This is a genomic window from Marinobacter sp. NSM (assembly GCF_052380025.1).
In the GTDB taxonomy this organism is placed as follows: domain Bacteria; phylum Pseudomonadota; class Gammaproteobacteria; order Pseudomonadales; family Oleiphilaceae; genus Marinobacter.
The window spans coordinates 577,922-598,852 of sequence record NZ_JBQTCK010000001.1; the positions used below are offsets into that span (position 1 = coordinate 577,922).

General features: G+C 57.0%; 16 protein-coding genes. 8 read left to right on the top strand and 8 right to left on the bottom strand.

The window, feature by feature from the left end:
* The first annotated feature begins 23 nt into the window (after window positions 1–23).
* The 6 genes from glgC (at window position 24) to glgP (ending at window position 8,282) form a co-directional block, all read left to right on the top strand.
* Window positions 24–1,289 (top strand): glucose-1-phosphate adenylyltransferase, encoded by a 1,266-nt coding sequence (gene glgC, locus ACTZWX_RS02735; protein WP_444712643.1) that lies wholly within the window; start codon window positions 24–26, stop codon window positions 1,287–1,289.
* The gene (locus ACTZWX_RS02740; protein ID WP_444712644.1) at window positions 1,279–3,006 is read left to right on the top strand and encodes a glycoside hydrolase; all 1,728 of its coding nucleotides are present in this window, start codon (window positions 1,279–1,281) and stop codon (window positions 3,004–3,006) included. The genes glgC and ACTZWX_RS02740 overlap by 11 nt, the downstream gene beginning before the upstream one ends.
* A complete protein-coding gene (gene malQ / locus ACTZWX_RS02745) occupies window positions 3,003–4,478 on the top strand; it encodes a 4-alpha-glucanotransferase (protein ID WP_444712645.1) in 1,476 nt (491 codons plus the stop codon). The genes ACTZWX_RS02740 and malQ overlap by 4 nt, the downstream gene beginning before the upstream one ends.
* A 122-nt stretch (window positions 4,479–4,600) precedes the next feature.
* A complete protein-coding gene (locus tag ACTZWX_RS02750; protein ID WP_444712646.1) occupies window positions 4,601–4,990 on the top strand; it encodes a PilZ domain-containing protein in 390 nt (129 codons plus the stop codon).
* A gap of 1 nt (window position 4,991) precedes the next feature.
* Window positions 4,992–5,762: an SDR family NAD(P)-dependent oxidoreductase gene (locus tag ACTZWX_RS02755; RefSeq protein ID WP_444712647.1), complete on the top strand. Its 771-nt coding sequence runs from the start codon at window positions 4,992–4,994 to the stop codon at window positions 5,760–5,762.
* Between the two features lie 15 nt (window positions 5,763–5,777).
* On the top strand, window positions 5,778–8,282 hold the full coding sequence (gene glgP / locus ACTZWX_RS02760; protein WP_444712648.1) for an alpha-glucan family phosphorylase: 2,505 nt from the start codon (window positions 5,778–5,780) through the stop codon (window positions 8,280–8,282).
* A gap of 7 nt (window positions 8,283–8,289) precedes the next feature.
* Here glgP and ACTZWX_RS02765 read toward each other — a convergent pair whose 3' ends face one another.
* Window positions 8,290–9,708 carry a TrkH family potassium uptake protein gene (locus ACTZWX_RS02765; RefSeq protein ID WP_444712843.1) on the bottom strand — a complete coding sequence of 473 codons (1,419 nt, stop codon included), beginning with the start codon at window positions 9,706–9,708 and terminating at the stop codon, window positions 8,290–8,292.
* Window positions 9,709–9,969: 261 nt separating this feature from the next.
* On the opposite strand from ACTZWX_RS02765, the gene ACTZWX_RS02770 reads away from it, so the two are divergent.
* Window positions 9,970–10,509: a porin family protein gene (locus ACTZWX_RS02770; RefSeq protein WP_444712649.1), complete on the top strand. Its 540-nt coding sequence runs from the start codon at window positions 9,970–9,972 to the stop codon at window positions 10,507–10,509.
* 87 nt (window positions 10,510–10,596) lie between these two features.
* On the opposite strand, the gene ACTZWX_RS02775 is transcribed toward ACTZWX_RS02770, so the two are convergent.
* The 6 genes from ACTZWX_RS02775 to kdpF form a co-directional block, all read right to left on the bottom strand.
* The gene (locus tag ACTZWX_RS02775; protein ID WP_444712650.1) at window positions 10,597–11,322 is read right to left on the bottom strand and encodes a response regulator; all 726 of its coding nucleotides are present in this window, start codon (window positions 11,320–11,322) and stop codon (window positions 10,597–10,599) included.
* Window positions 11,319–13,997 (bottom strand): DUF4118 domain-containing protein, encoded by a 2,679-nt coding sequence (locus tag ACTZWX_RS02780; protein WP_444712651.1) that lies wholly within the window; start codon window positions 13,995–13,997, stop codon window positions 11,319–11,321. Before ACTZWX_RS02780 ends, ACTZWX_RS02775 begins: the two co-directional genes overlap by 4 nt.
* Window positions 13,994–14,596 (bottom strand): potassium-transporting ATPase subunit KdpC, encoded by a 603-nt coding sequence (gene kdpC / locus ACTZWX_RS02785; protein ID WP_444712652.1) that lies wholly within the window; start codon window positions 14,594–14,596, stop codon window positions 13,994–13,996. Before kdpC ends, ACTZWX_RS02780 begins: the two co-directional genes overlap by 4 nt.
* A gap of 13 nt (window positions 14,597–14,609) precedes the next feature.
* Window positions 14,610–16,628, bottom strand: a complete 2,019-nt coding sequence (gene kdpB, locus ACTZWX_RS02790; RefSeq protein WP_444712653.1) for a potassium-transporting ATPase subunit KdpB — start codon at window positions 16,626–16,628, stop codon at window positions 14,610–14,612.
* A gap of 13 nt (window positions 16,629–16,641) precedes the next feature.
* Complete coding sequence (gene kdpA, locus ACTZWX_RS02795; protein WP_444712654.1) at window positions 16,642–18,354, bottom strand: potassium-transporting ATPase subunit KdpA; 1,713 nt, start codon at window positions 18,352–18,354, stop codon at window positions 16,642–16,644.
* Between the two features lie 79 nt (window positions 18,355–18,433).
* Complete coding sequence (kdpF, locus tag ACTZWX_RS02800; RefSeq protein WP_366935821.1) at window positions 18,434–18,514, bottom strand: K(+)-transporting ATPase subunit F; 81 nt, start codon at window positions 18,512–18,514, stop codon at window positions 18,434–18,436.
* Window positions 18,515–18,675: 161 nt separating this feature from the next.
* Between kdpF and ACTZWX_RS02805 the strand changes: the two genes are divergently transcribed.
* Window positions 18,676–19,569: an FAD:protein FMN transferase gene (locus ACTZWX_RS02805; protein ID WP_444712655.1), complete on the top strand. Its 894-nt coding sequence runs from the start codon at window positions 18,676–18,678 to the stop codon at window positions 19,567–19,569.
* Window positions 19,570–19,587: 18 nt separating this feature from the next.
* Here ACTZWX_RS02805 and ACTZWX_RS02810 read toward each other — a convergent pair whose 3' ends face one another.
* Window positions 19,588–20,889: a TrkH family potassium uptake protein gene (locus tag ACTZWX_RS02810; RefSeq protein WP_444712656.1), complete on the bottom strand. Its 1,302-nt coding sequence runs from the start codon at window positions 20,887–20,889 to the stop codon at window positions 19,588–19,590.
* Window positions 20,890–20,931: the final 42 nt, after the last annotated feature.

Below are 20,931 nucleotides of genomic sequence, written 5' to 3' on the forward strand. Positions count from 1 at the left end.
CCAAGGTTTTCAGGGAAGGTGTCATGCATACTGCGAAGCGCTTCGTCAGCCGTCTTACACGACAAACTCTCGCTCTGGTTCTTGCCGGAGGGCGCGGTTCCCGACTCCATGATCTCACCAAGTGGCGCGCCAAGCCCGCCGTGCCCTTCGGTGGCAAGTTCAGGATCATTGACTTCCCGTTATCCAATTGCATCAACTCCGGTATTGGCCAGGTGGGCGTGATTACCCAATACAAGGCCCATTCGCTTATTCGCCACATTCAGCAGGGCTGGGGTTTTATGCGCGGGGAGCTCGGTGAGTTTGTGGAATTGCTGCCCGCGCAACAGCGCATAGAAACCTCCTGGTACGAGGGCACCGCAGACGCGGTATTACAGAACCTGGATATTATTCGCAGCCATGAACCGGAGTACGTGCTGATCCTGGCCGGGGACCATGTTTACAAAATGGACTATGGCACCATGCTGGCAGCTCATGTGGAGAATGAGGCAGACATTACCGTTGGTTGTATTGAAGTTCCCATCGAAGACGCTACGGCCTTCGGCGTGATGTCGGTGGATGATGAACTACGGATTACCGAGTTTGAGGAAAAGCCTGCGGTACCGAAGGCCATGCCAGGACAACCGGATAAAGCCCTCGCGTCCATGGGTATCTACGTATTCAGCACCCGGATCCTTTTTGATGAATTACTGCAGGATCATAAGCTTAACAACGACTCTTCACATGATTTCGGAAAAGACATCATCCCGTCGGTCATCCGGCGTCTTAATGTGTGTGCCTTTCCGTTCCGGGATCCTGTCAATAAGAAGGCGGCCTATTGGCGTGACGTAGGGACTATCGATTCACTCTGGCAAGCGAACCTTGAGCTGATAGACGTGAGCCCCGAACTGAATCTCTACGATGCCCACTGGCCGATCTGGACCTACCAGGAGCAGCTACCGCCGGCCAAGTTCATATTTGACGATGAGGACCGCCGGGGAACCGCCGTTGATTCCATGGTGGCCGGAGGCTGCATAGTGTCCGGGGCCCGAATTCGCCACTCCTTGCTGTTTTCACAGGTGCGTGTGCATTCGTTCACCACGGTTGAGGACGCTGTCATCTTTCCGGATGTAGATATCGGCCGCCATTGCCACATCCGCAAAGCCGTCATTGATCGAGGATGCAGAATCCCGAATGGCACCCGCATTGGGTTTGACAGAAAAGCAGACGAAAACCGTTTTCATGTTTCACCCAAAGGCGTTGTTCTGATCACACCCGAGATGCTCGGGCAGGATTACCCCCATGGACTCTGACCATCGTACCCCCGTTGTCCTTTGCTGGCATATGCACCAGCCCGTTTATCAGGACCAGCACACGGGCGAATTTCTGTTCCCCTGGGTCTATCTGCATTGCATCAAGGACTATGTCGATATGGCAGCGCACCTGGAGGCTCATCCAGAGGCCAGGGCCGTGGTGAATTTTGCCCCGGTTCTGCTGGAACAGATAGAAGACTATCTGGTTCAAATTGAGCGCTGGCGACACAGTGGTGCGGCTGTAAGCGACCCGGTGCTGGCAGCACTTGTGGCTGACTCCTTGCCCGAGCCCGGCTCCCCTGGCTTTCTTGAGCTGATGGAAAAATGCCTGAGAGCAAACGAAAACCGGATCATCAAGCGGTTTGCACCCTATAAACGGCTGTCGGAACTGGCCCGCTTCTATCGCACCCGCCCGGACATCCAGCGATACATCTCCCCGCAATTACTGGTGGACCTGCTGGTTTGGTACCACCTGGGGTGGATGGGCGAAACCGTGCGTCGTACTCACCCGGTGATCCAGACCCTGCAGGAGAAAAGCCACCAGTTCACCATGGAAGACCGGAGAGCGTTATTAGACGTCATCGAAGAGCTGATGGCTGGCCTTGGCCCCAGGTACCGCCACCTTTCGCAAACTGGCCAGGCTGAGTTAGCCATGAGTCCCTGGGCTCACCCTATCGTACCGCTGTTACTGGATTTCGGTTCCGCCAGGGAGGCCATGCCGGATATCCGTATGCCCGAGCATTCGACCTATCCCGGCGGCAAGGACCGAGCAGACTGGCACATTCGTATGGGGCAGCAGGTATTTCAGCGGTTCTTTGGTGAGCAGGCCGCAGGCTGCTGGGCGTCTGAAGGTGGCCTAAGCCAGAATACCCTGGCATTGCTGAGTGAACACGGGTTTCAATGGACCGCGAGTGGAGATTCCGTTGGTCACAACAGCTTTCGCCTGGCTAAAGAACAGGGGGCGCTGAACAAGGAGCCTCCTATTCACCGTCCTTTCCTGTTCGGGGAACAACCGGTAACCGTGTTTTTCCGCGATGACGGTTTGTCGGATCTGATCGGATTCAATTACGCGGATTGGCATGCGGAAGATGCCGTTGGCGACCTGGTCCACCACATGGAGAATATTGCCAGTAACCGCAAGGCAGGGGAGTGCCCGGTTATTTCTGTGATTCTCGACGGCGAGAACGCCTGGGAGTACTACCCGGAGAACGGCTACTACTTTCTGGATGAGCTATATCGGGTATTGAAAAACCATAAGACCCTGCGGCTGACTACTTACCGGAACCTGATGAGCGAGCCAGTGTGCGACCCCGTGACATTGCCGCACCTTGTGGCCGGAAGCTGGATTTACGGCACTTTCTCAACCTGGATTGGTGACCCGGACAAAAACCGGGCTTGGGACCTTCTTTGCGAGGCCAAACAACACTATGACCGTGTTATAGACAATGGCAGCCTGACGGCCGAACAGAAAGAAAAGGCCAGCTACCAACTTGGCCTTTGTGAGGGGTCGGATTGGTTCTGGTGGTTTGGTGACTACAACCCGGCTCCGGTGGTTCGGGATTTCGAACATCTTTATCGCCGGCATTTGGCCAACCTCTACGACAACATTGGCTACCCGGCGCCTGCCCGCCTGTTCCAGCCAATCAGCCAGGGTGGGGGAGAGCCTGCGCGGGGCGGCGCCATGCGCCCGGGGCATGAGGCCGGGGGGCTGGAATGACTGGAGCACTGACACCGGCACCGGTATTTTCCCGTCGTCGTGCAGGTGTGTTGCTACACCCGACTGCCTTGCCAGGAAATGACGGCAAGCTTGGGCAACAGGCCCGGTGCTTTATTGACTACTTGGCAGACGCAGGCATAACGGTTTGGCAAACCCTGCCAACAGGCCCTACCCATTCCGATTTATCCCCTTATCAGTCGTTATCCGCCCACGCCGGCAACCCTGAGTTTATTGACCTGTCGGAGCTTGTTTATCTGGATTTGCTCAGTACCGATGAGCTTGCGCGCGAGGCCAGGGCCCGCGCCCTTGAAATCGCAGCCGGGCGTTTTCTAGCGGCCACCGGCCCAACGCCGGTAACCACCAACCAGGACACCTGGCGACAGTTCCTGTCCGACCACAAGTCATGGCTGGATGACTTTGCCTTGTTCATCGCCATCCGGGATGCCCATGGCGGGATTCCCTGGTACGAGTGGCCAATGCCGCTGCGGCGCAGGGAACCATGGGCCTTGGATGAATTCAGAGCCCGGCATGGAAACGCCATCGTACAGGTCTGTTTTGAACAGTTTATTTGTCACTTACAATGGCAGGCAATGCGCCGCTACGCTCGGGAACGGGGGGTGCTGTTGTTCGGAGATATCCCCATTTTTGTCGCCCACGACAGCGCTGATGTCTGGGCCCACCCTAACATGTTCAAACTGGATGCTCACGGCCAGCCCCTGGTCGTTGCCGGCGTGCCTCCGGACTACTTTTCTCCCGATGGTCAGCACTGGGGTAATCCACTTTATGACTGGCAAGCCATGGCCGCCGATGGTTATCGCTGGTGGATAGACCGGCTGGCCAGCCAGCAGGAGAAGTTCGACCAGCTCAGGATTGATCATTTCCGGGGCCTGCAGGCATTCTGGGAAATTCCTGCGGCAGATGCCCGCCCGGTGAACGGGCACTGGGTGGCGGGCCCGGCCGATGCCTTCCTGTCAGCATGTTTTGAGCAACTCCCGGAACTGCCGCTGGTTGCAGAAAACCTTGGCATCATAGGGGCCGATGTCGAGGCACTTCGGCAGCGGTTCAACTTGCCCGGCATGACGGTCATGCAGTTTGGTTTTGACGGTAGCGCAAGCAACCCCCATTTACTGCATAACCATAAAGAGCATGACCTGGTGTACACCGGTACTCACGACAATGACACCACCCTGGGCTGGTACCAGAGCCTGGATGAACGTACCCGGGATCACGTAAATCAGTATCTTCGGCTCACCGACGACAACGTTCCAAGGCAGATTATCCAGGCGGCGCTGGGGTCTGTCTCAGGGCTTGTGATGATTCCCATGCAGGATCTTCTCGGTCTGGACTCCAGTGCCCGCTTCAACACACCTGGCACAACTTCCAATAACTGGATCTGGCAGTTGCCAGAGAACTATCAATCGCTGGCGCCGTCTGATTCCCTGCGGTCTATGGTCAACCTCTACGGACGTTAAAACTGACGATCGGTTATTAATTGATCAGCATCAAGATGATTAAACCTTGACCAGTTTTAAATACAAGCAACGGGAGTGTTTATCGAAGGGTTCTTTTCGTTGAGAAAATGCAGGGGGATATCATGGAGCATCGGCTTAGCCAGCGCATTGAGGGTGAATTACCTATACTGGTGTACAAAAGGGGAATGCCCGTAGCCACCGGGCAAATCCAGGATGCCTCCCGGAGAGGATTGTTTGTGGCGACCGATTACGCCGACATCCGGTTGAACCAGCCCATTCAACTGGCCTTCAAACTTCCGGATCAGGGACAGGACTGCCACCGGGTGCTCAATGCGCACGTTATTCGCCGTTCTTCCGGCGGGCTTGGTTTGGGTTTTGAAGGCACCGATAACGAGGTTAACGTGATAGCAGAGTTGGTCCAGTGGCTGCGGAGCCAGTCTTTACTCGCGGAATTCAGCCTTGGAGGAGATGCCGGGGGAACAGGCACAACAACGACAAGAGGGAATGCATAACATGGCACGATTGGCAGGCAAGGTAGCAGCAGTGACTGGCGGCGCCGTTGGAATAGGCAAGGCTGCGGTTCAACGTATGGTGGAAGAGGGCGCAGCGGTTGGCATACTGGATGTTCTTGACCAGGCGGGTGAAGCGCTCGCCACGGAACTGGCCGCCAAGGGTTACAAAGTGGCCTATTGGCATTGCGATGTAGCAGACGAAGCCCAGGTAAAAGAGGCTATCAATAACGTTGCGGATAAATTCGGCAAGCTCGACGTATTGGTGAACAATGCCGGTATATCCGGCACCAACAAACCTACCCACGAGCTGACAGAGGAAGAGTGGGACAGGGTCCAGGCGGTTAATGTGAAAGGTGTTTTCTTCTGCACGAAGCACGCGATACCGCACATGAAAAAAGCGGGCAGCGGCAGCCTGATCAATCTTTCATCCATATACGGTCTGGTAAGCGCCCCAGATATTCCGCCTTACCATGCGTCGAAAGGCGCGGTGAGATTGATGACCAAGACCGACGCGATGATATATGCGCCAGACCGGATTCGCGCCAATTCGATTCACCCCGGATTCATCTGGACGCCCATGGTTGAGAATCACCTGAAAACCACAGGCATGGACCCGGAAGAAGCCAGGCAGGCGACTGCGGCCTTGCATCCATTAGGCCACATGGGTGAGCCCGATGACATTGCCTGGGGCATCGTTTACCTGGCGTCTGATGAGTCCAAGTTTATCACTGGCAGCGAACTGGTTATCGACGGCGGCTATACAGCGCACTAACACTGAGCCACGGCCATGACACTTGCCGCTTACACCATGCGGGCCCTGCCAGCGCAGCTGTCGGGGCTTATGCCACTGGCGCTGGATTTGCGCTGGAGCTGGCACCATGGCAGTGATCAGCTATGGCGATTGCTGGATGAAGATGTCTGGGAGTCTACGCAGAACGTATGGTTGGTGCTCAACAGCGTGTCTTCTGAGCATTTACTGGCTCTGGCGGAGAATCCGGAATTCCTCGAGGTTTATCAGGCCCAGATAAGTCACCATCAGGCACTCAATGCGGCGGATACCTGGTATTCCGATACCTGCGATGGCCAACTTGGTGAGGGCGTTGCCTGGTTCTGTATGGAATACGGTGTGTCTGAGTCTTTGCCGTTGTACAGCGGCGGCCTCGGCGTACTGGCGGGAGATTACCTCAAAGCTGCCAGTGATCTCGGCGTGCCGGTGATGGCGGTCGGCCTGCTGTTCCAGCAGGGTTATTTTCGCCAGGCCCTGAGTGCTGACGGCGAACAACTGGAGTTTTACCCCTACAACGACCCAACCATGCTGCCGGTGGCACCTGTGAGAGACCCAAGCGGAGAGTGGGCAAGGGTGACGGTTCCGTTCCCGGGACGGGATGTTCGGTTAAGGGCCTGGAAAGGCCAGGTCGGCCGATGCGAATTACTGCTGCTGGATGCAAACGACCCCCGTAACGAACCCGGTGACCGGGGCATCACCAGTGAACTCTATAGTGGCGACCCCGAAAAACGTATTCAGCAGGAAATGGTACTGGGTATTGGCGGTTGGCGATTGCTGGAGCTGTTGCAGCGCAAGCCTGCCGTATGCCATATCAACGAGGGACACAGTGCACTGGCGTTGATCGAACGCGCCCATTGCTGGCAGAAGGCAAATCAATCGGATTTTGCCACGGCCCGACTGGCAACCCGCGCCACCAACTTGTTTACCACCCATACCTCGGTGGCCGCCGGTTTTGATCGATTTGCGCCGGAATTGGCAGAACTCTACCTCTCACCCTGGCTTTCCGAAAACAACAACTGCCTGCAGAACCTCATCGACATCGCCAACGGTGGCAGCCGCGATCTGAACATGGCTGGCGTTGCGCTTGGGATGAGCGGCCGCTTTAACGGTGTAAGCCAGATCCACCGCAAGGTTACTCAGGCAATTTTCCAGCCCTGGTTTGGGCGCTGGCCTGCTGACGACATCCCGGCTGAGTTCGTGACCAACGGCGTGCATACTCCCAGCTGGGACTCACCGGAATCCGATGCTATGTGGACCCGGGCGTGCGGCCAGGAGCGGTGGCGCCGGCCGCTAACGCAATCCTGCCCGCTGAAGTCCATCACTGACGATGAGCTTTGGCAAATGCGCAGGAACCAGCGCAAACGGCTGATCAGCTATCTCCGCAAACGCCTTCGAAGCCAACACTGCGAACACAAGGTTGGTTCCAGTGTCGAGGCCGCGTGCGGCCTGCTGCTAGACCCGGAAACCCTCACGCTTGGGTTTGCCCGACGTTTTACCAGCTATAAACGCCCGGATCTCCTGCTCAAAGACCCGGAAAGGCTGCTGGCGTTACTATGCTGCCGCGACCGGCCACTTCAGATCGTCCTGGCGGGTAAGGCCCACCCTCACGATGCAGCAGGCAAGGCGTTGATCAAGCACTGGAAGGATTTTTCCAGGCGCCCGGAGGCGGAGGGCCGGGTGGTGTTTATTGAGGATTATGACCTTGCTGTGGCCAACCAGCTTGTTCAGGGGGTTGATGTGTGGCTCAATTGCCCGAGGCACCCGTGGGAAGCCTGTGGCACCAGCGGCATGAAAGTGCTCGTAAATGGTGGCCTGAATCTTTCCCAATACGATGGTTGGTGGGCGGAAGCATGGAACGAGAATGTGGGCTGGGCCATTCGGCCTGGCGCCACTTTTGAAGAACTCAGCCATTCCGACCAGCATGACGAAGCCGACGCAAACGAGCTCCTCGAGTTGCTGGAGAAGCAAGTGGTACCCGAGTTCTACCAGCTCAACGGCGAGGGATTGCCGGCGAGATGGTTACAACGCGTGCGAGCCAGCATGGACCAGTTAACGGCCAGTTATTCCGCCAATCGGATGGTTCGGGAGTACGTTGATGCTTTCTACCTCACGATGATTGCCAAGGGCCATCAGAGGAGCCCTGAAACCGCCAGACAATTGCTTCAATGTCAGCAACAAATTGCCCAGCATTGGCCAAGATTGCGCTTTGGAAGACTCACCAGCCAACAGAAAGACGACACACGGCTGTTTACCCTGGATGTGTACCTGGACGGACTAAGCCCAGAACAGGTGATGATCGAGCTGGTGGCTGAAGCTTCGGAACACGGTGGGCGCATTGTTCAGCCTATGACGCTTGAACGAAGCCTGCCCGGCGCTGAAGACAGCTACCTGTTCTCAGTATCGGTACCAGACCGGCCGGAGGATCATTACACTCCAAGGATTCGACCACACCACCCGCTGCTTCATATCCCGTTGGAGGATCAGCACGTGCTCTGGTATCGCTAATCGGGTGTTAGCCGCGCCAGAACCCGGGTGAAAGCACGATCACCACACTGAGAATTTCCAGCCGGCCCATCAGCATACCCACCGACAGGATCCACTTGGCGGCATCCGGCAGGGGAGAAAAGTTACCCGACGGACCAATAATGTCACCCAGCCCCGGGCCAACGTTGGTCAGAGAGGTGAGGGCGCCAGACAGGGCTGTCACGAAATCGAGCTGAAGTGAAGCCAGCAGCACCGTGATAATCAACAGGCACAACAGGAAGATGAAGGTGTAGGCAATCATCGATGAAATAATCTCGTCGCTGACCGCCCGCCCGTTGTAGTTCCGGGTGAAGACCGCTCTCGGGTGAAGCAGACGCATCAGCTGCTCCCGGAGGATGATCAACGACAGTTGGAAACGGAAAATCTTCATGCCGCCAGAGGTCGAGCCGGAACAGCCCCCTACAAACATCAGAAAGAAGAACACCACAAAGGCCAGCGGCCCCCAGGCGGCGTAGTCTTCCGATGCGTAGCCTGTTGTGGTGACAACCGAGGTTACGTTGAACAGCGTTGCTACGTAATTATGCAAGGGATCAAACGGGATCGGCGACACCCACCAGCGGTAGAGCGTGAGCAGCGCAGGGACCGTAAAGAGAATTGTCAGGAACAGTCGAACTTGCTGATCTTTAAACAGAACACCGTGTTGCCCATGCATTTCACGAACGAATAAAAAGAACGGCAAACTGCCAATGATCATGAACAATGTGGCTTCCATCAGGATCAGATCGCTGAACTTGCCCATCGAGAGATCAGAGGTGGAGAAACCACCGGTGGCAATGCTGGTCAGGCCATGGTTGAAGGCATCAAACAGACTCATGCCGGACAGCCAGTAGGTGACCACCGCAACCACCGAGAACACCAGGTAAACAATCAGCAGGCCGCGACTCAGCGTTTTCATGCGCGGCAAGGCTTTGTCTGTCCATTCAGACGATTCTGTCGCGAACAGCCGCATCCCACCAACACGCAGAAACGGAAGCACCGCAACGAACATACCGATGATACCGATGCCGCCAATCCACTGCAGAATGGACCGCCAAAGCAGCAGATCCCGATCCATATCATCAAGACCGCTGAGCACCGTGGCACCCGTTGTGGTTATGCCTGAGGTACCCTCAAAAAAAGCGTCCGCCGCGGAAATGCCGTTATCGCTGAGGTAAAAAGGAATTGAAGAGAGCAGGGCGATGATAAACCAGCTGGAAACGGTAAGAACGAACATGTAGCGGGGCTTGAGATCCCTGGGTTGCCGATACATTGACAACACACCGGCCGCACCGAGCAGGAATACTATTCCGGCAGACTGGGCGAAGGCCACCGCGTTTGGTACGTCTTCCCCTGCAAGTGCCAGAAGTACAACCGGTAAAGTCATGAAAACACTGAGAAGTATAAACATGACGCTGATAATAAAAATGACAGGGTAAAGGTTTCTCAAGGTGCGCCCGCGCCAGCTGACAAATAGACGGCGTCAGGATACCCCCGGTACCGGGCTTCCGCAAGAAAACACGCGGACGCACGGGCCATTAACACCAAATTAAATCCCTGTAAAAGCAACGTAAATTCGGAACCTGGCTATGGCAAACAGCGTCTCGGTGATGCAAGTTGTAAAAAGGAGCGCTACTCATCAGCTCCCCATAAGGAACAAGGAGAACCGGTTATGAACGTAAAAAAGAATCTGTTACTCGCATCGGTTGCGTCTGCAGGCATCGCTATGGCTGGGGCTGCATCTGCACAGGATATGTATAAGTCTGGCGTGGGCAGTTTGTACGCTGGCTTGAACTATACCTTTATGGATGTGGACTTTGACGGCTTCGGCAGCGCTGATGTTGGCACTCTGTCCGGCAAAGTGGGCGTTATGGCCAACGAATTTCTGGGCATAGAGGCCCGCGCCGGTTTTGGTGTAGACGATGACCGCCTTTTCGGTCAGAAAGCCAAACTTGATAACTTCTTTGGTGGATATGCGACCATTAACATGGCAAACCAAAGCCCGGTAACTCCGTATGCCGTGGTTGGTTTCACCAGAATCGAAGCCGAAATTGGTCCCCAGTCCGATGACGACTCTGACTTTTCTTACGGTGCGGGTGTGAACGTCAAGTTTGCACAGAATCTGTCAGGAAACCTGGAGTACATGCGCTACTACGATGATAGCAACGTGACGGTTGATGGTATTGGTCTGGGCATACAGATGAACTTCTGAGCCAGAATTAACCAGGCAATTGCCCTCCTGCAATGACCAAAACAGTGTGTTGCGGGAGGGGCGTTGAGGCGCCTCCCCTAATGCGATTCAGGAGATTCCCAGAAACCGGTAACCAACGCCGGGTTCAGTCTGAATGTAGCGCTGCTCTGTTGGATCGTCCCCCAGTTTTTGTCTGAGCCTTCCTATCAAAATCCTCAGATAGTGAGTATCGGAGGTATGTGTCGGGCCCCAGATATCCTTTAACAATTGCGACTGAGTGACGATCTTTCCAGAGGCGAGCAGCAACACCTTCAACACGGCAAATTCTTTGGGGGTCAGCCTCACCGGCTCACCATTTACTGAGACTATGCGCATCGAAAGGTCAATCTTCAGTGTGCCGTTATCGAATAAGGCAGAGGTTTCTGAGGCTCCCGAGTCATTTCCTTTCTGATGGATTCGCAACTGAGTCCGAACCCGTGCGAGCAGTTCGTCCACGCCAAAAGGTTTGGTGACGTAATCGTTGGCACCCAGATCCAGCGCCTTCACTTTTTCAAGCTCCCGATCCCGAACGGAGAGAATGATCACCGGCGCCGTTGACCACTCCCGCAAACCAGCCAGCACGTCCGAGCCATCCATGTCCGGTAGCCCGAGATCCAAGATCACGAGGTCAGGCGAGTGTCGTGCGCACAACCCCAGCCCGGCTTCCCCGTTTTCGGCTTCGAGTAGCTCGTAGCCCTCGGTTTTCAGGCTGATACGCAGGAAATGCCGAATCTGGGCCTCGTCATCAATCACAAGAATGCAGGGTTTTTCCCGGTTTGGCGCTGGCGTGCTCATTCAATGGCTTCCCGATTGGATTCTGACTCAGGGGATTCTATCAGAGGCAGGGCTATCTCGATGGTAGCGCCGTCCCCATTGGGCCCGGCCAGCGCCTGAATCCGACCACCGTGGGCCGCCACCATACCGTGACAGATGGCCAGGCCAAGCCCACTGCCGTGCGGCCCTCGATCCCCTTCGCCGCCGGTGAAGAACATGTCGAACACCTGGTCTCGCTGCCCCTCCGGGATGCCCGGCCCTTCATCGGAAATGGCAATGATCAGTCCATCGCCCTTCCGGTGAGCCTGAATGGAAAGGGTGGAGTTGTCGGGGGCGAACTTGGCGGCGTTCTCGATAACATTCACCAGGGCCTGTTCAATTAGCGCCGGATGGACAAAAAGCAACGGCAGGTCTTCCTGCACCTCACGTTCAACCCGAACATTCGACATCAGGCTTCGAGTGCGTCTGAGCGCCGACGACAGAATGTCGGTGAAGGCAATCCAGTCCCGCTCGATCTTCAGTGTTCCGTGCCCGAGCTTGGTCATATCCAGAAGGTTGCGAATATAACGGTCGAGGCGTTCCCCTTCACCAAGCACGGAATCGATGAGGCTGGCCCGGTCCTCGTCAGACAGGCGGTCAAACATCGACTTCAGAGTACTGGCGGAGCCAATCATTGAAGCCAGCGGTGTTCTCAAATCGTGGGAAATGGAGGAGAGCAGTGCAGAACGCAGGCGTTCGGTTTCCTCCGCCACTCGAGAAGCGGACAGATTCGCAGCGAGGCGCGTACGAAACCATGCCAGGCCTAATTGATGCACGTAGACGTCGATAGCAAGCCCTCGATAATACTCAGGCGCCATATCCTCAACCCGTAAACCCAGCACCCCATACACTTCGCCGTCAGCTTCTATCGGTTCAAAACGCCAAGGCAAACTATGTAACGTGTCAGAGAAAGCGCCGCTGGGCTTGGCATTGCGAATCGCCCAGTCAATGGCGGAACGCGCAGCGTCGTTCAGGGTATGAGCCGGCCCTCCCTGATTTACAACTTCAATGACGTCGTTCTCTGGGCTGCGCTGGGCAATAATCAACGGCACCTTGAGCTGCGTGAAAAGGGTCTCGACGGCTTCTGTCTGTACCGACGCTATGTCGGGCGCTGAAGCAAGGCGACGAGTGAACTGCAAGTGGGCATCCGTGCGGTCATTTGATGCCCGAAGCAGTTTCACCTGATCCCGCAATCGGCCCGCCAGGTTACCCCCGGTGACGGCAATGATCAGGAAAAACACCACCGTCAGCAGCTCATCGGTGTCGGCCATATGGAACGTAAGGCGGGGTTCCGTGAAGAAGAAGTTGTAGGTCAGAAAACTCAGCGCGGCCGAAAACAGCGCGGGGCGGATGCCGGTGCGGGCCGCTACCCAGAGCACGGAGGTCAGGAAGATCAGCGACAGGTTTCCCAGCGGCAGAAGATTCTCAAGCCCCATGGATATCGCGGTTGCCACACCAACACTGCCAACGGCCCAGGCATAGTCGCTCCAGCGCACCGGCTGGCCGGCGGCCTCAACCATCGGCCGGCGCTGTTTCCGCGGCACTGGAATGAAAGTAACTTCAAAGGCCTCGGCCTGCTTAAGCAGCTTTCGGCTGGTGGATTTCCGGAAGTGCCACCAGCGATTGTGGGAGCGGCCAAGAATCAGCGTTGTGACGTTCTGGTCCCTGGCGAACGCCAGGATTTCATCAGCAATATTATAGCCACGAAGCGTTTTCACCTCGGCGCCCAGTCGGGACGCCAGGTCGAACACTTTCTCAAGCCGTTGGCGTTCTTCGGTACCCGCCCTGCCATTATCGACGGTCACGACCGTCCAGGGGGCTTTTCGCCGTTCTGCGAGCCGCCTTGCGGCCCGCACTAGGGTTTCGCCCTGTCCAGAGCCGTCAACCGCAACCAGCATACGGGATCGAATGTGCCAGGGGCCTGCGATGCCACGGGACTGCATATTCTCCCGCACATCGGCATCGAGCCGCTCGGCGATGGCCTGGACGGCAAGCTCCCGCAGGGCAGACAGATTAGAGGGCGAGAAATAGCCATCCATCGCAGCGCGGGCCTGTTCCGGCACATACACTTTGCCTTGCCGAAGCCGTTCCAGCAGCTCTGAGGGGGTCAGATCCACCAGGACGATGTCGCGGGCGCGCTCCAGAATCGAATCCGGGACGGTTTCCCGCATCCGTACCCCGGTAATGCTGGCCACCACGTCTGACAGGCTCTCAAGATGCTGGATGTTGATCGCCGTCCAGACGTTGATCCCCTGATCCAGCATTTCCTCGATATCTTGGTAACGTCTGGGGTGGCGGGTGCCCGGGATGTTGCGATGGGCCAGCTCGTCGACCAACAGCACATCGGGTTTTCTTTGAAGGGCGGCATCGACATCGAATTCTCGGAACCGCTTGCCAGCGTACTCCAACTCCCTGGCTGGCAGCTGCTCCAGGCCCTCGCACAGGGCCTCGGTATCAGCGCGGCCGTGGGTTTCCGCAACGCCGACAACCACATCCACGCCCTGACGCTTCAGTTCGTGGGCGGATTGCAGCATCTGGTAAGTCTTGCCCACGCCCGGAGCGGCGCCCAGAAAAATTTTGAGCCCCCCGGCGGACTCACGCTCCTGAGTTTTCAGGAGCGCGTCCGGGTTGGGACGATTCGGATCGCCTTGATTCAATCGTTCAACTCCTTGCCATCCAGTGTCAGGTTAATTTTCAGAACGTTGACTCGCGGCTGGCCAAAGATCCCCAGAGTAGGCCCCTCTGTGTACTCGGCAATCAGTTCATTGACTTGGGCAACCGGAATATCACGGGCCGTCGCCACACGCTCGGCCTGTATCATAGCCGATTCCGGTGAAATGTGAGGGTCTATGCCGGATCCCGAGGCCGCCAGCAAGTCCGCAGGGATGGACGTCGGGGCGATATCCTCTCGCTCGGCAATAGCCGCGGAATCCTGCGCAACCCGCGCCCTCAGATCCGGATTGCTGGCCGCATAATTCGAGCCTCCGACGGAGAACGGATCATAACTGGCCGCTGAAGGCCGACCGTGGAAGTACTCGGGGGCGACGAACCGCTGCCCCACCAGTTCTGATCCGACGATCTTGTCGTCCACGATGATCATGCTCCCTAATGCCTGATGGGGAAACATGACTTTTCCGGCCGTTGTAACCAACAGGGGATACAGTCCGCCGCACAGCAGGATCAGGACGACGGCCGCGCGCACTGCAGAGAGCCAGGAAGCGGACCGGGTGACGGCCTCAGTGTTTGAATCAGTCATCATGTCAGTCTCCTCAGATAACTACGGTGAGCATCAGATCCAGGGCCTTGATGGCCGCGAACGGCAGCAGCAGGCCACCCAATCCGAAGATCAGAAGGTTGCGGCGCAACAGCTGGGTGGCGGTTGCCGGTTTGAATTGCACGCCTTTGAGGGCGAAGGGGATCAACGCCGGGATAATCAGCGCATTAAAGATGGTGGCGGCCAACACCGCGCTCATCGGGTTTTCAAGATCAAGTACGTTCAGGGCATCCAGGGCCGGCAGACTGGTGACAAACAGCGCTGGTAGGATAGCGAAGTACTTGGCGACGTCGTTGGCCAGGGAAAAGGTGGTCAACGACCCCCGGGTAATCAGCAGTTGTTTGCCAATCTCTACCACCTGCAGCAGTTTGCCGGGGTCGGAATCCAGATCCACCATGTTGCCGGCTTCTCGCGCGGCCTGGGTGCCCGAGTTCATGGCCAGACCAAGGTCGGCCTGGGCCAGGGCAGGAGCATCGTTGGTGCCATCCCCCATCATGGCCACCATGCGACCTTCCGCCTGCTCCTTGCGAATGATGTCGAGCTTCTGCTCCGGTGTGGCTTCTGCGATGAAATCATCCACACCCGCCTCGGCGGCAATTGCCGCAGCAGTTATCGGGTTGTCACCGGTAATCATCACCGTCTTCACACCCATGTCCCGAAGCTTGGCGAAACGTTCCTTGATGCCGGACTTGATGACATCCGACAGAGCGATCACTCCCAGTACCCGATTACCCTCGGCGACCACGAGCGGTGTAGCGCCGTTCTTGGCAACCCGGTCTACCAGAGTGTCTGTTTCCTGCGGATAGTTGCCGCCGTTTTCCGTAACGAATTTGCGAATGGCATCCGTTGCGCCCTTGCGCAGAATCCGCCCATCCGGCAGGTCCACCCCGGACATACGGGTGTTGGCAGAGAATGCAATGAATTCTGTGCCATCGGCTGCCTCGGCGTCCGAGCCCTTATCCCGAGCCAGAGCGACAACGGATTTGCCCTCGGGGGTGGGATCTGCCAGGGAAGTGAGCAGTGCGGCGTCCCTCAAGGTGCCCGGCGCCACGCCCCGAACCGGTTCAAAGGCTGTTGCCTTGCGATCACCCAGTGTGATGGTGCCGGTCTTATCGAGCAGGAGCGTATCGATGGAGCCGGCCACTTCCACGGCCTTGCCCGACTTGGCAATCACGTTTGCCCGCATGGCGCGGTCCATACCCGCAATCCCGATGGCCGGGAGCAGGCCACCAATGGTCGTGGGAATCAGACAGACCAACAGGGCCACCAGAACTGAATAGGAGGGTGTCGCCCCGACAAACGCTCCAAACGGCACCAGTGTGACCACGACAATCAGGAACACCAGGGTCATGGCAGCAAGGAGAACCGAGAGAGCCAGCTCGCTCGGAGTTTTCTGCCGCTTTGCGCCTTCCACCAAGGCGATCATACGATCCAGCAGTGAGTTACCGGGGTCGACGGTAACTTCGATCTCGATATCATCAGACAGTACCTTGGTACCCGCGCTGACACCGCTGTTATCAGTGCCCGCCTCACGAAGCACTGGCGCAGACTCACCGGTGACCGCCGACTCATTGATGGTGGCTGCGCCTTTGACGATCTCGCCGTCAGCGGGTATCAGCTCATTGGGCTTAACCAATACCCGGTCGCCCCGACGCAGGTCGGTTGCTGGGACATCCTTTTCCTGGTCGCCATCCAGCTTGCGGGCTTTCAGGTCTTTCCGGGTCGCTCTGAGAGCACCGGCTTGCGCCTTGCCGCGAGCTTCCGCTACGGATTCGGCGCCATTGGCAAAGAGCACCGTGAACAGCAGGATCGCGCTGATCGCGAAATCCAGGCCGGCGGGCGCACCCTGGGCCAGATTACTCAGGCCCAGCAGAAAGGTGATCACTGTTCCGATACCGACGACCATCATGACCGGGTTGCGGGCCAGATCTTTGGGCGTCAGCCGCTTGATGGACTGGCCGACAACAGTGCCCAGATCAAGTGAGTCAGTCATTTTAGGGGTTCTCTTGGACATCATCGTTCTCCAATCAGGACATCAGAGCCAGGGCTTCAGCGATCGGGCCGAGAATCAGCACCGGCATAAAGCTCAGCAGGGTAAACATCACAATCACCGCCAGGGTCATCAGCCCGAAGGTGGGCGTGTCGATGCTCAGGCTGCCCCGACCTTCCGGCGCGGAACGTTTGGCGGCCAGTGACGCGGCGATGGCGAGCGGTGCCAGGATGGGAATAAAGCGCCCAAGGGCCAGGTTGACCGCACAGGTCACGTTCCACCACACGGTGTTGTCGCCAAGGCCTTCGAAGCCGGAACCGTTGTTGGCGAAGGCCGAGGTGTACTCGTAGATCACCTGACTGAGACCATGGAAGCCCGGATTGGAGTTTCCGGTTAACGATGGGAAGGCAACGGTGATGGCGCTGAACCCCAAAATCAACAGGGGCTGGATCAACAGGGCGATGCAGACCAGCTTCATTTCCCGGGTTTCCAGTGCCTTGCCGGCAATTTCGGGTGCCCGGCCGATCATCAGCGAGCCCAGGAACGCCGCCAAGAGCAGGAATAGCAGGTAGCCAATCAGGCCCACACCGATACCGCCAAAGGTAACGTTGATGAACATGTCGATCATCGGGATCATGCCGCCAATGGGGTTAAAGCTGTCGTGCATGCCGTTGACCGAACCGTTAGAGGTCTGGGTGGTCCAGCTGCCCCAGAGAGCGGTGGCAGTCGCGCCAAAGCGAACTTCCTTGCCTTCCAGGTTCGGGCCTTCGGCGGCCAAACCGGCGAACGCCGCGTTAGGCTGGTTCTCGGACCATATCGTGACCGAGGTCAGTGAAATCGACATCACCACCATGACGCCCATCACCACCATGGCCAGTCGGCAACGGCCGGTCATGAATCCAAGCGCAAACACCAGGGCAGCGGGAATCAGCACAATCGACACTGTCTGTACGAAGTTGCTTACCGGTGTCGGATTTTCCAGGGGAACGCTGGAGTTGGGGCCATACCAGCCACCGCCGTTGGTGCCGACCTGTTTGATGGCCACCATGGGTGCCACCGGACCAATCGGAATGTTCTGCTCTTCCATCCCGGCGGTCTGGTCCAGCGGAATGGCGGTGCGGGCACCTTCGTAGCTGTTCGGTACACCTTCGGCAGCAATGATCAGCGCCACCACCGCAGCGACCGGCAACATAACGCGAACAATGGCCCGGATGATGTCCTCGTAGAAGTTACCGACAGAGACGACCCCATCGCCGGCCGGTTGCTTCTTCTTGTCAGAGCGACCCAGCAGGGTCCGTACAATAGCCACCAACGCCGCCATGCCCGCTGCCGGTGTGACCACCTGAAGCGTCACAATGCCAAAGGTGTGCGCCAGGTAGCTGAGCTGCGCCTGCCCAGAATAATGCTGCTGGTTGGTATTGGTCAGGAACGAGACCGCCGTATGAAGCGCCAGGTCCCAGCTCATGCCGTCGATACCGTCCGGATTCAGGAACAGAAAGCCCTGGGCCATCAACAGGCCAAAGACGATCAAGACCAGAGCAAGGTGCAGTTTCAGCAACGCCTTGCCGTAACCCTGCCAGCTCATGGGCTGGGAAGGGTCAACGCCAAACAGCCGATACAGAGCGTTTTCCACCGGCAAAAAGACGGCGCCCGCCGTCCCCTTGGCGCCGCCGAAAACGCCGGCAATGTACTTACCCAAAGGCCACGCCAAAAGGAGCGTAGCCGCATAGATTACAATGACCTCGTTCACAGCCGTTCCTCCAGATCAATGAACAGGAAACACAGGCCAAAAAGCCCCAGAATGATGCCAATGCCGATCAGTGCCATGGTCAGAACCTCTCGGGCCAGAGCAGGGCGGCAACCAGATAGCCGCCAACTGCAACAGAAACAATTAACAGGAAAGTAGACACGCTCTGTCTCCTTCAGTGAGTGTGTCTTTATGGTGCTGGGGCGGGGCGTAAAAATTCGATGACCAAAACAGCGATCAGGCGTAAAAAAAGCGTTAAAAAATAGGGTTCTCTCCCCTTCGACATCGTTCGGAAAGGTAGACTTTGCGCAACAAAGACTCGCTATGCCGAGGTTTCAAATCGAGGCAATGCGGCAGGACGTTTTTGCAGAACTGGCGCAAGTGGATGAACTGATGTCCAACTACCGATCAGACAGTGTGATTGAGCGTTTTAACCGCGCCGGCGCGTCGGAGGTTCTGGAAGTCGGGCCTGAAATCGTAAACCTGATTGCAAAGGCACGAGAGGTAACCAAAGCCAGTCGTGGGTGCTATGACCTGACCATAAAGCCCATTTTTGACCTTTGGGGATTCAGTGGTCAGCAGCTTTCCGTTCCTTCGGAGACTGAGCTGCGAAATCAGCTAAAGAACCTTGGAATCAAGCATGTGGTCGCAAGGGCCGGTAATGCGCTGGCCAAGTCCGCGCCCGGTCTGCAGGTTGATCTGTCATCGATCGCTCAGGGGTATACAGTCAAAAAGGTGGCTGACGTGCTGGAGTCTGCGGGCATCGAACACTACCTGGTGGAACTGGGCGGTGAACTGAAAACCCAAGGCTACAAGCCAGGCGGAGACCCGTGGAGGGTTGCCATTGAGCGGCCAACGCCCGAAGAGCGGTCTATTCATAAGGTGATCACGATTCGCAGTGATGCCCCGCTATCGGTTATGACTTCAGGCACCAACCGCCATTACCTCGACGATCAGGGCCAGTGCTACAGCCATGTGTTGGACGCGCGGACAGATTGGCCGGTTAGCCATTCCACGGTATCCGTGACAGTCATCGATCAAGACCCTATCCGGGCAGATGCCTGGTCCACTGCCTTACTGTGTCTTGGAGCAAGGGAAGGAACGGCGGTCGCTGATCAGCATGATATCGCCGCATTATTCATCGAAGAGAAAAACAACCAACTCAGCGAAACATCGACCGAGGCTTGGCATGCCATTGAGGGGATCGCTGTGGATTGAGGCAGGTTCGGTTCCTGATCAGCCCACCGGGAACTCGGTTTTCGCATAGCGAACACGGGATTTCCTACGGACTGTCAGGGTATAACCCAAAGTAAGTGGGCCAAGACGGCCGATCAGCATGATTGCCATGATGACCAACTGGCCGGCGGTGCCGAGCTCGCCCGTCGTACCCCGTGAAAGACCAACGGTGCCGAATGCGGAAACCACCTCAAACGCGATATCTAGAAACTCATCCTCAACCAGAATACTCAGTGACACAACCCCCAGAAAAACCACCGCCATCCCGATGGTGGCTGTGGCGAGGGCTTTGAGTACGGTCTCGCTGCTGAGGGAGCGTTTGAAAAAACTCACGTTCAAGTTGCCCCGCAAAAACGAACGGGTTGCGGCAAGCATAATGATGAAAGTTGAGATCTTGATACCACTGGACGTGGAGTTCGGGGCACCACCGATGAACATTAGAAGCAGCATCAGCACACTGGTGCCGGCGGTTAACGCTCCAATATCAAGGGTGTTGAAGCCTGCGGTTCGTGGAGTCACGCCTTGAAACCAGGCGGCCAGGAGCTTGTCCCAGAAACTATCCAGTGCACCAAGGGTAGCGGGGTTGCCAAACTCAAGTAGCAGAATGGCGCCGGTGGCGAACAGATTCAGTAGCAAGGTGGCAAGCAGTATGACTTTGACGTAAACCGACAACCTCGACCAACATCGCTTATCGATGAGCTCCATGATGACGATGTAACCCAGGCCGCCGGTGATAAACAGGGCCGTCACGGACAGACTGATGCCAGGATGGTCAACGTAGGCAGAAAGGCTATCTGGAGACAGGGCGAAACCGGCATTGTTAAACGCTGAAATCGTGTAAAACAAGGCCTGGTAAAGACCCTCGGACCACCCCAACTCCGGGACAAAAAACACGCCGAGTAACACAACGCCGATAGCTTCTGCCGTCAAGGCGAAGGCGGCTATCGACCCACTGGCCCGCCTGGCCGTCTGAAGCGAAATTTCGTTGAAAGCTTCCTGCGCAACCATTTGGTGCTGGAGGCTCAGCTTGAAGCCCAGGGCGAGGGCCGTGAGCACCGCGAAGGTCATCAATCCCAGTCCGCCCAGTTGAATCAAGGCCAATATCACTAGTTGTCCGAACAGGGTGTACTGGCTCCCAGTGTCAACCACCACAAGCCCAGTCACAGTCACCGCCGAGGTAGCGGTAAAGGCGGCTTCCATCCAAGTCACTGGCTCAACGGTCGCAAAGGGCAACTTCAGCAGGCAAGCGCCAAGAGCGATGAGAACCAGAAACGACTCAAGTAGGAGTCTCGGTGGGTTCATGCTTCCTTTTGAGGAAGGTTCGCCTCTAGCACCGTAGGAAAC

Excerpts from the sequence above, each read along its gene's own strand:
- ACTZWX_RS02810 (WP_444712656.1), bottom strand. The coding sequence starts at position 20,889 with ATGAACCCACCGAGACTCCTACTTGAGTCGTTTCTGGTTCTCATCGCT.
- ACTZWX_RS02770 (WP_444712649.1), top strand. The coding sequence starts at position 9,970 with ATGAACGTAAAAAAGAATCTGTTACTCGCATCGGTTGCGTCTGCAGGC.
- glgC (WP_444712643.1), top strand. The coding sequence starts at position 24 with ATGCATACTGCGAAGCGCTTCGTCAGCCGTCTTACACGACAAACTCTC.
- ACTZWX_RS02805 (WP_444712655.1), top strand. The coding sequence starts at position 18,676 with ATGCCGAGGTTTCAAATCGAGGCAATGCGGCAGGACGTTTTTGCAGAA.
- ACTZWX_RS02740 (WP_444712644.1), top strand. The coding sequence starts at position 1,279 with ATGGACTCTGACCATCGTACCCCCGTTGTCCTTTGCTGGCATATGCAC.
- glgP (WP_444712648.1), top strand. The coding sequence starts at position 5,778 with ATGACACTTGCCGCTTACACCATGCGGGCCCTGCCAGCGCAGCTGTCG.
- ACTZWX_RS02775 (WP_444712650.1), bottom strand. The coding sequence starts at position 11,322 with ATGAGCACGCCAGCGCCAAACCGGGAAAAACCCTGCATTCTTGTGATT.
- kdpB (WP_444712653.1), bottom strand. The coding sequence starts at position 16,628 with ATGTCCAAGAGAACCCCTAAAATGACTGACTCACTTGATCTGGGCACT.
- malQ (WP_444712645.1), top strand. The coding sequence starts at position 3,003 with ATGACTGGAGCACTGACACCGGCACCGGTATTTTCCCGTCGTCGTGCA.
- ACTZWX_RS02750 (WP_444712646.1), top strand. The coding sequence starts at position 4,601 with ATGGAGCATCGGCTTAGCCAGCGCATTGAGGGTGAATTACCTATACTG.
- kdpC (WP_444712652.1), bottom strand. The coding sequence starts at position 14,596 with ATGACTGATTCAAACACTGAGGCCGTCACCCGGTCCGCTTCCTGGCTC.
- ACTZWX_RS02755 (WP_444712647.1), top strand. The coding sequence starts at position 4,992 with ATGGCACGATTGGCAGGCAAGGTAGCAGCAGTGACTGGCGGCGCCGTT.
- ACTZWX_RS02765 (WP_444712843.1), bottom strand. The coding sequence starts at position 9,708 with ATGTTTATACTTCTCAGTGTTTTCATGACTTTACCGGTTGTACTTCTG.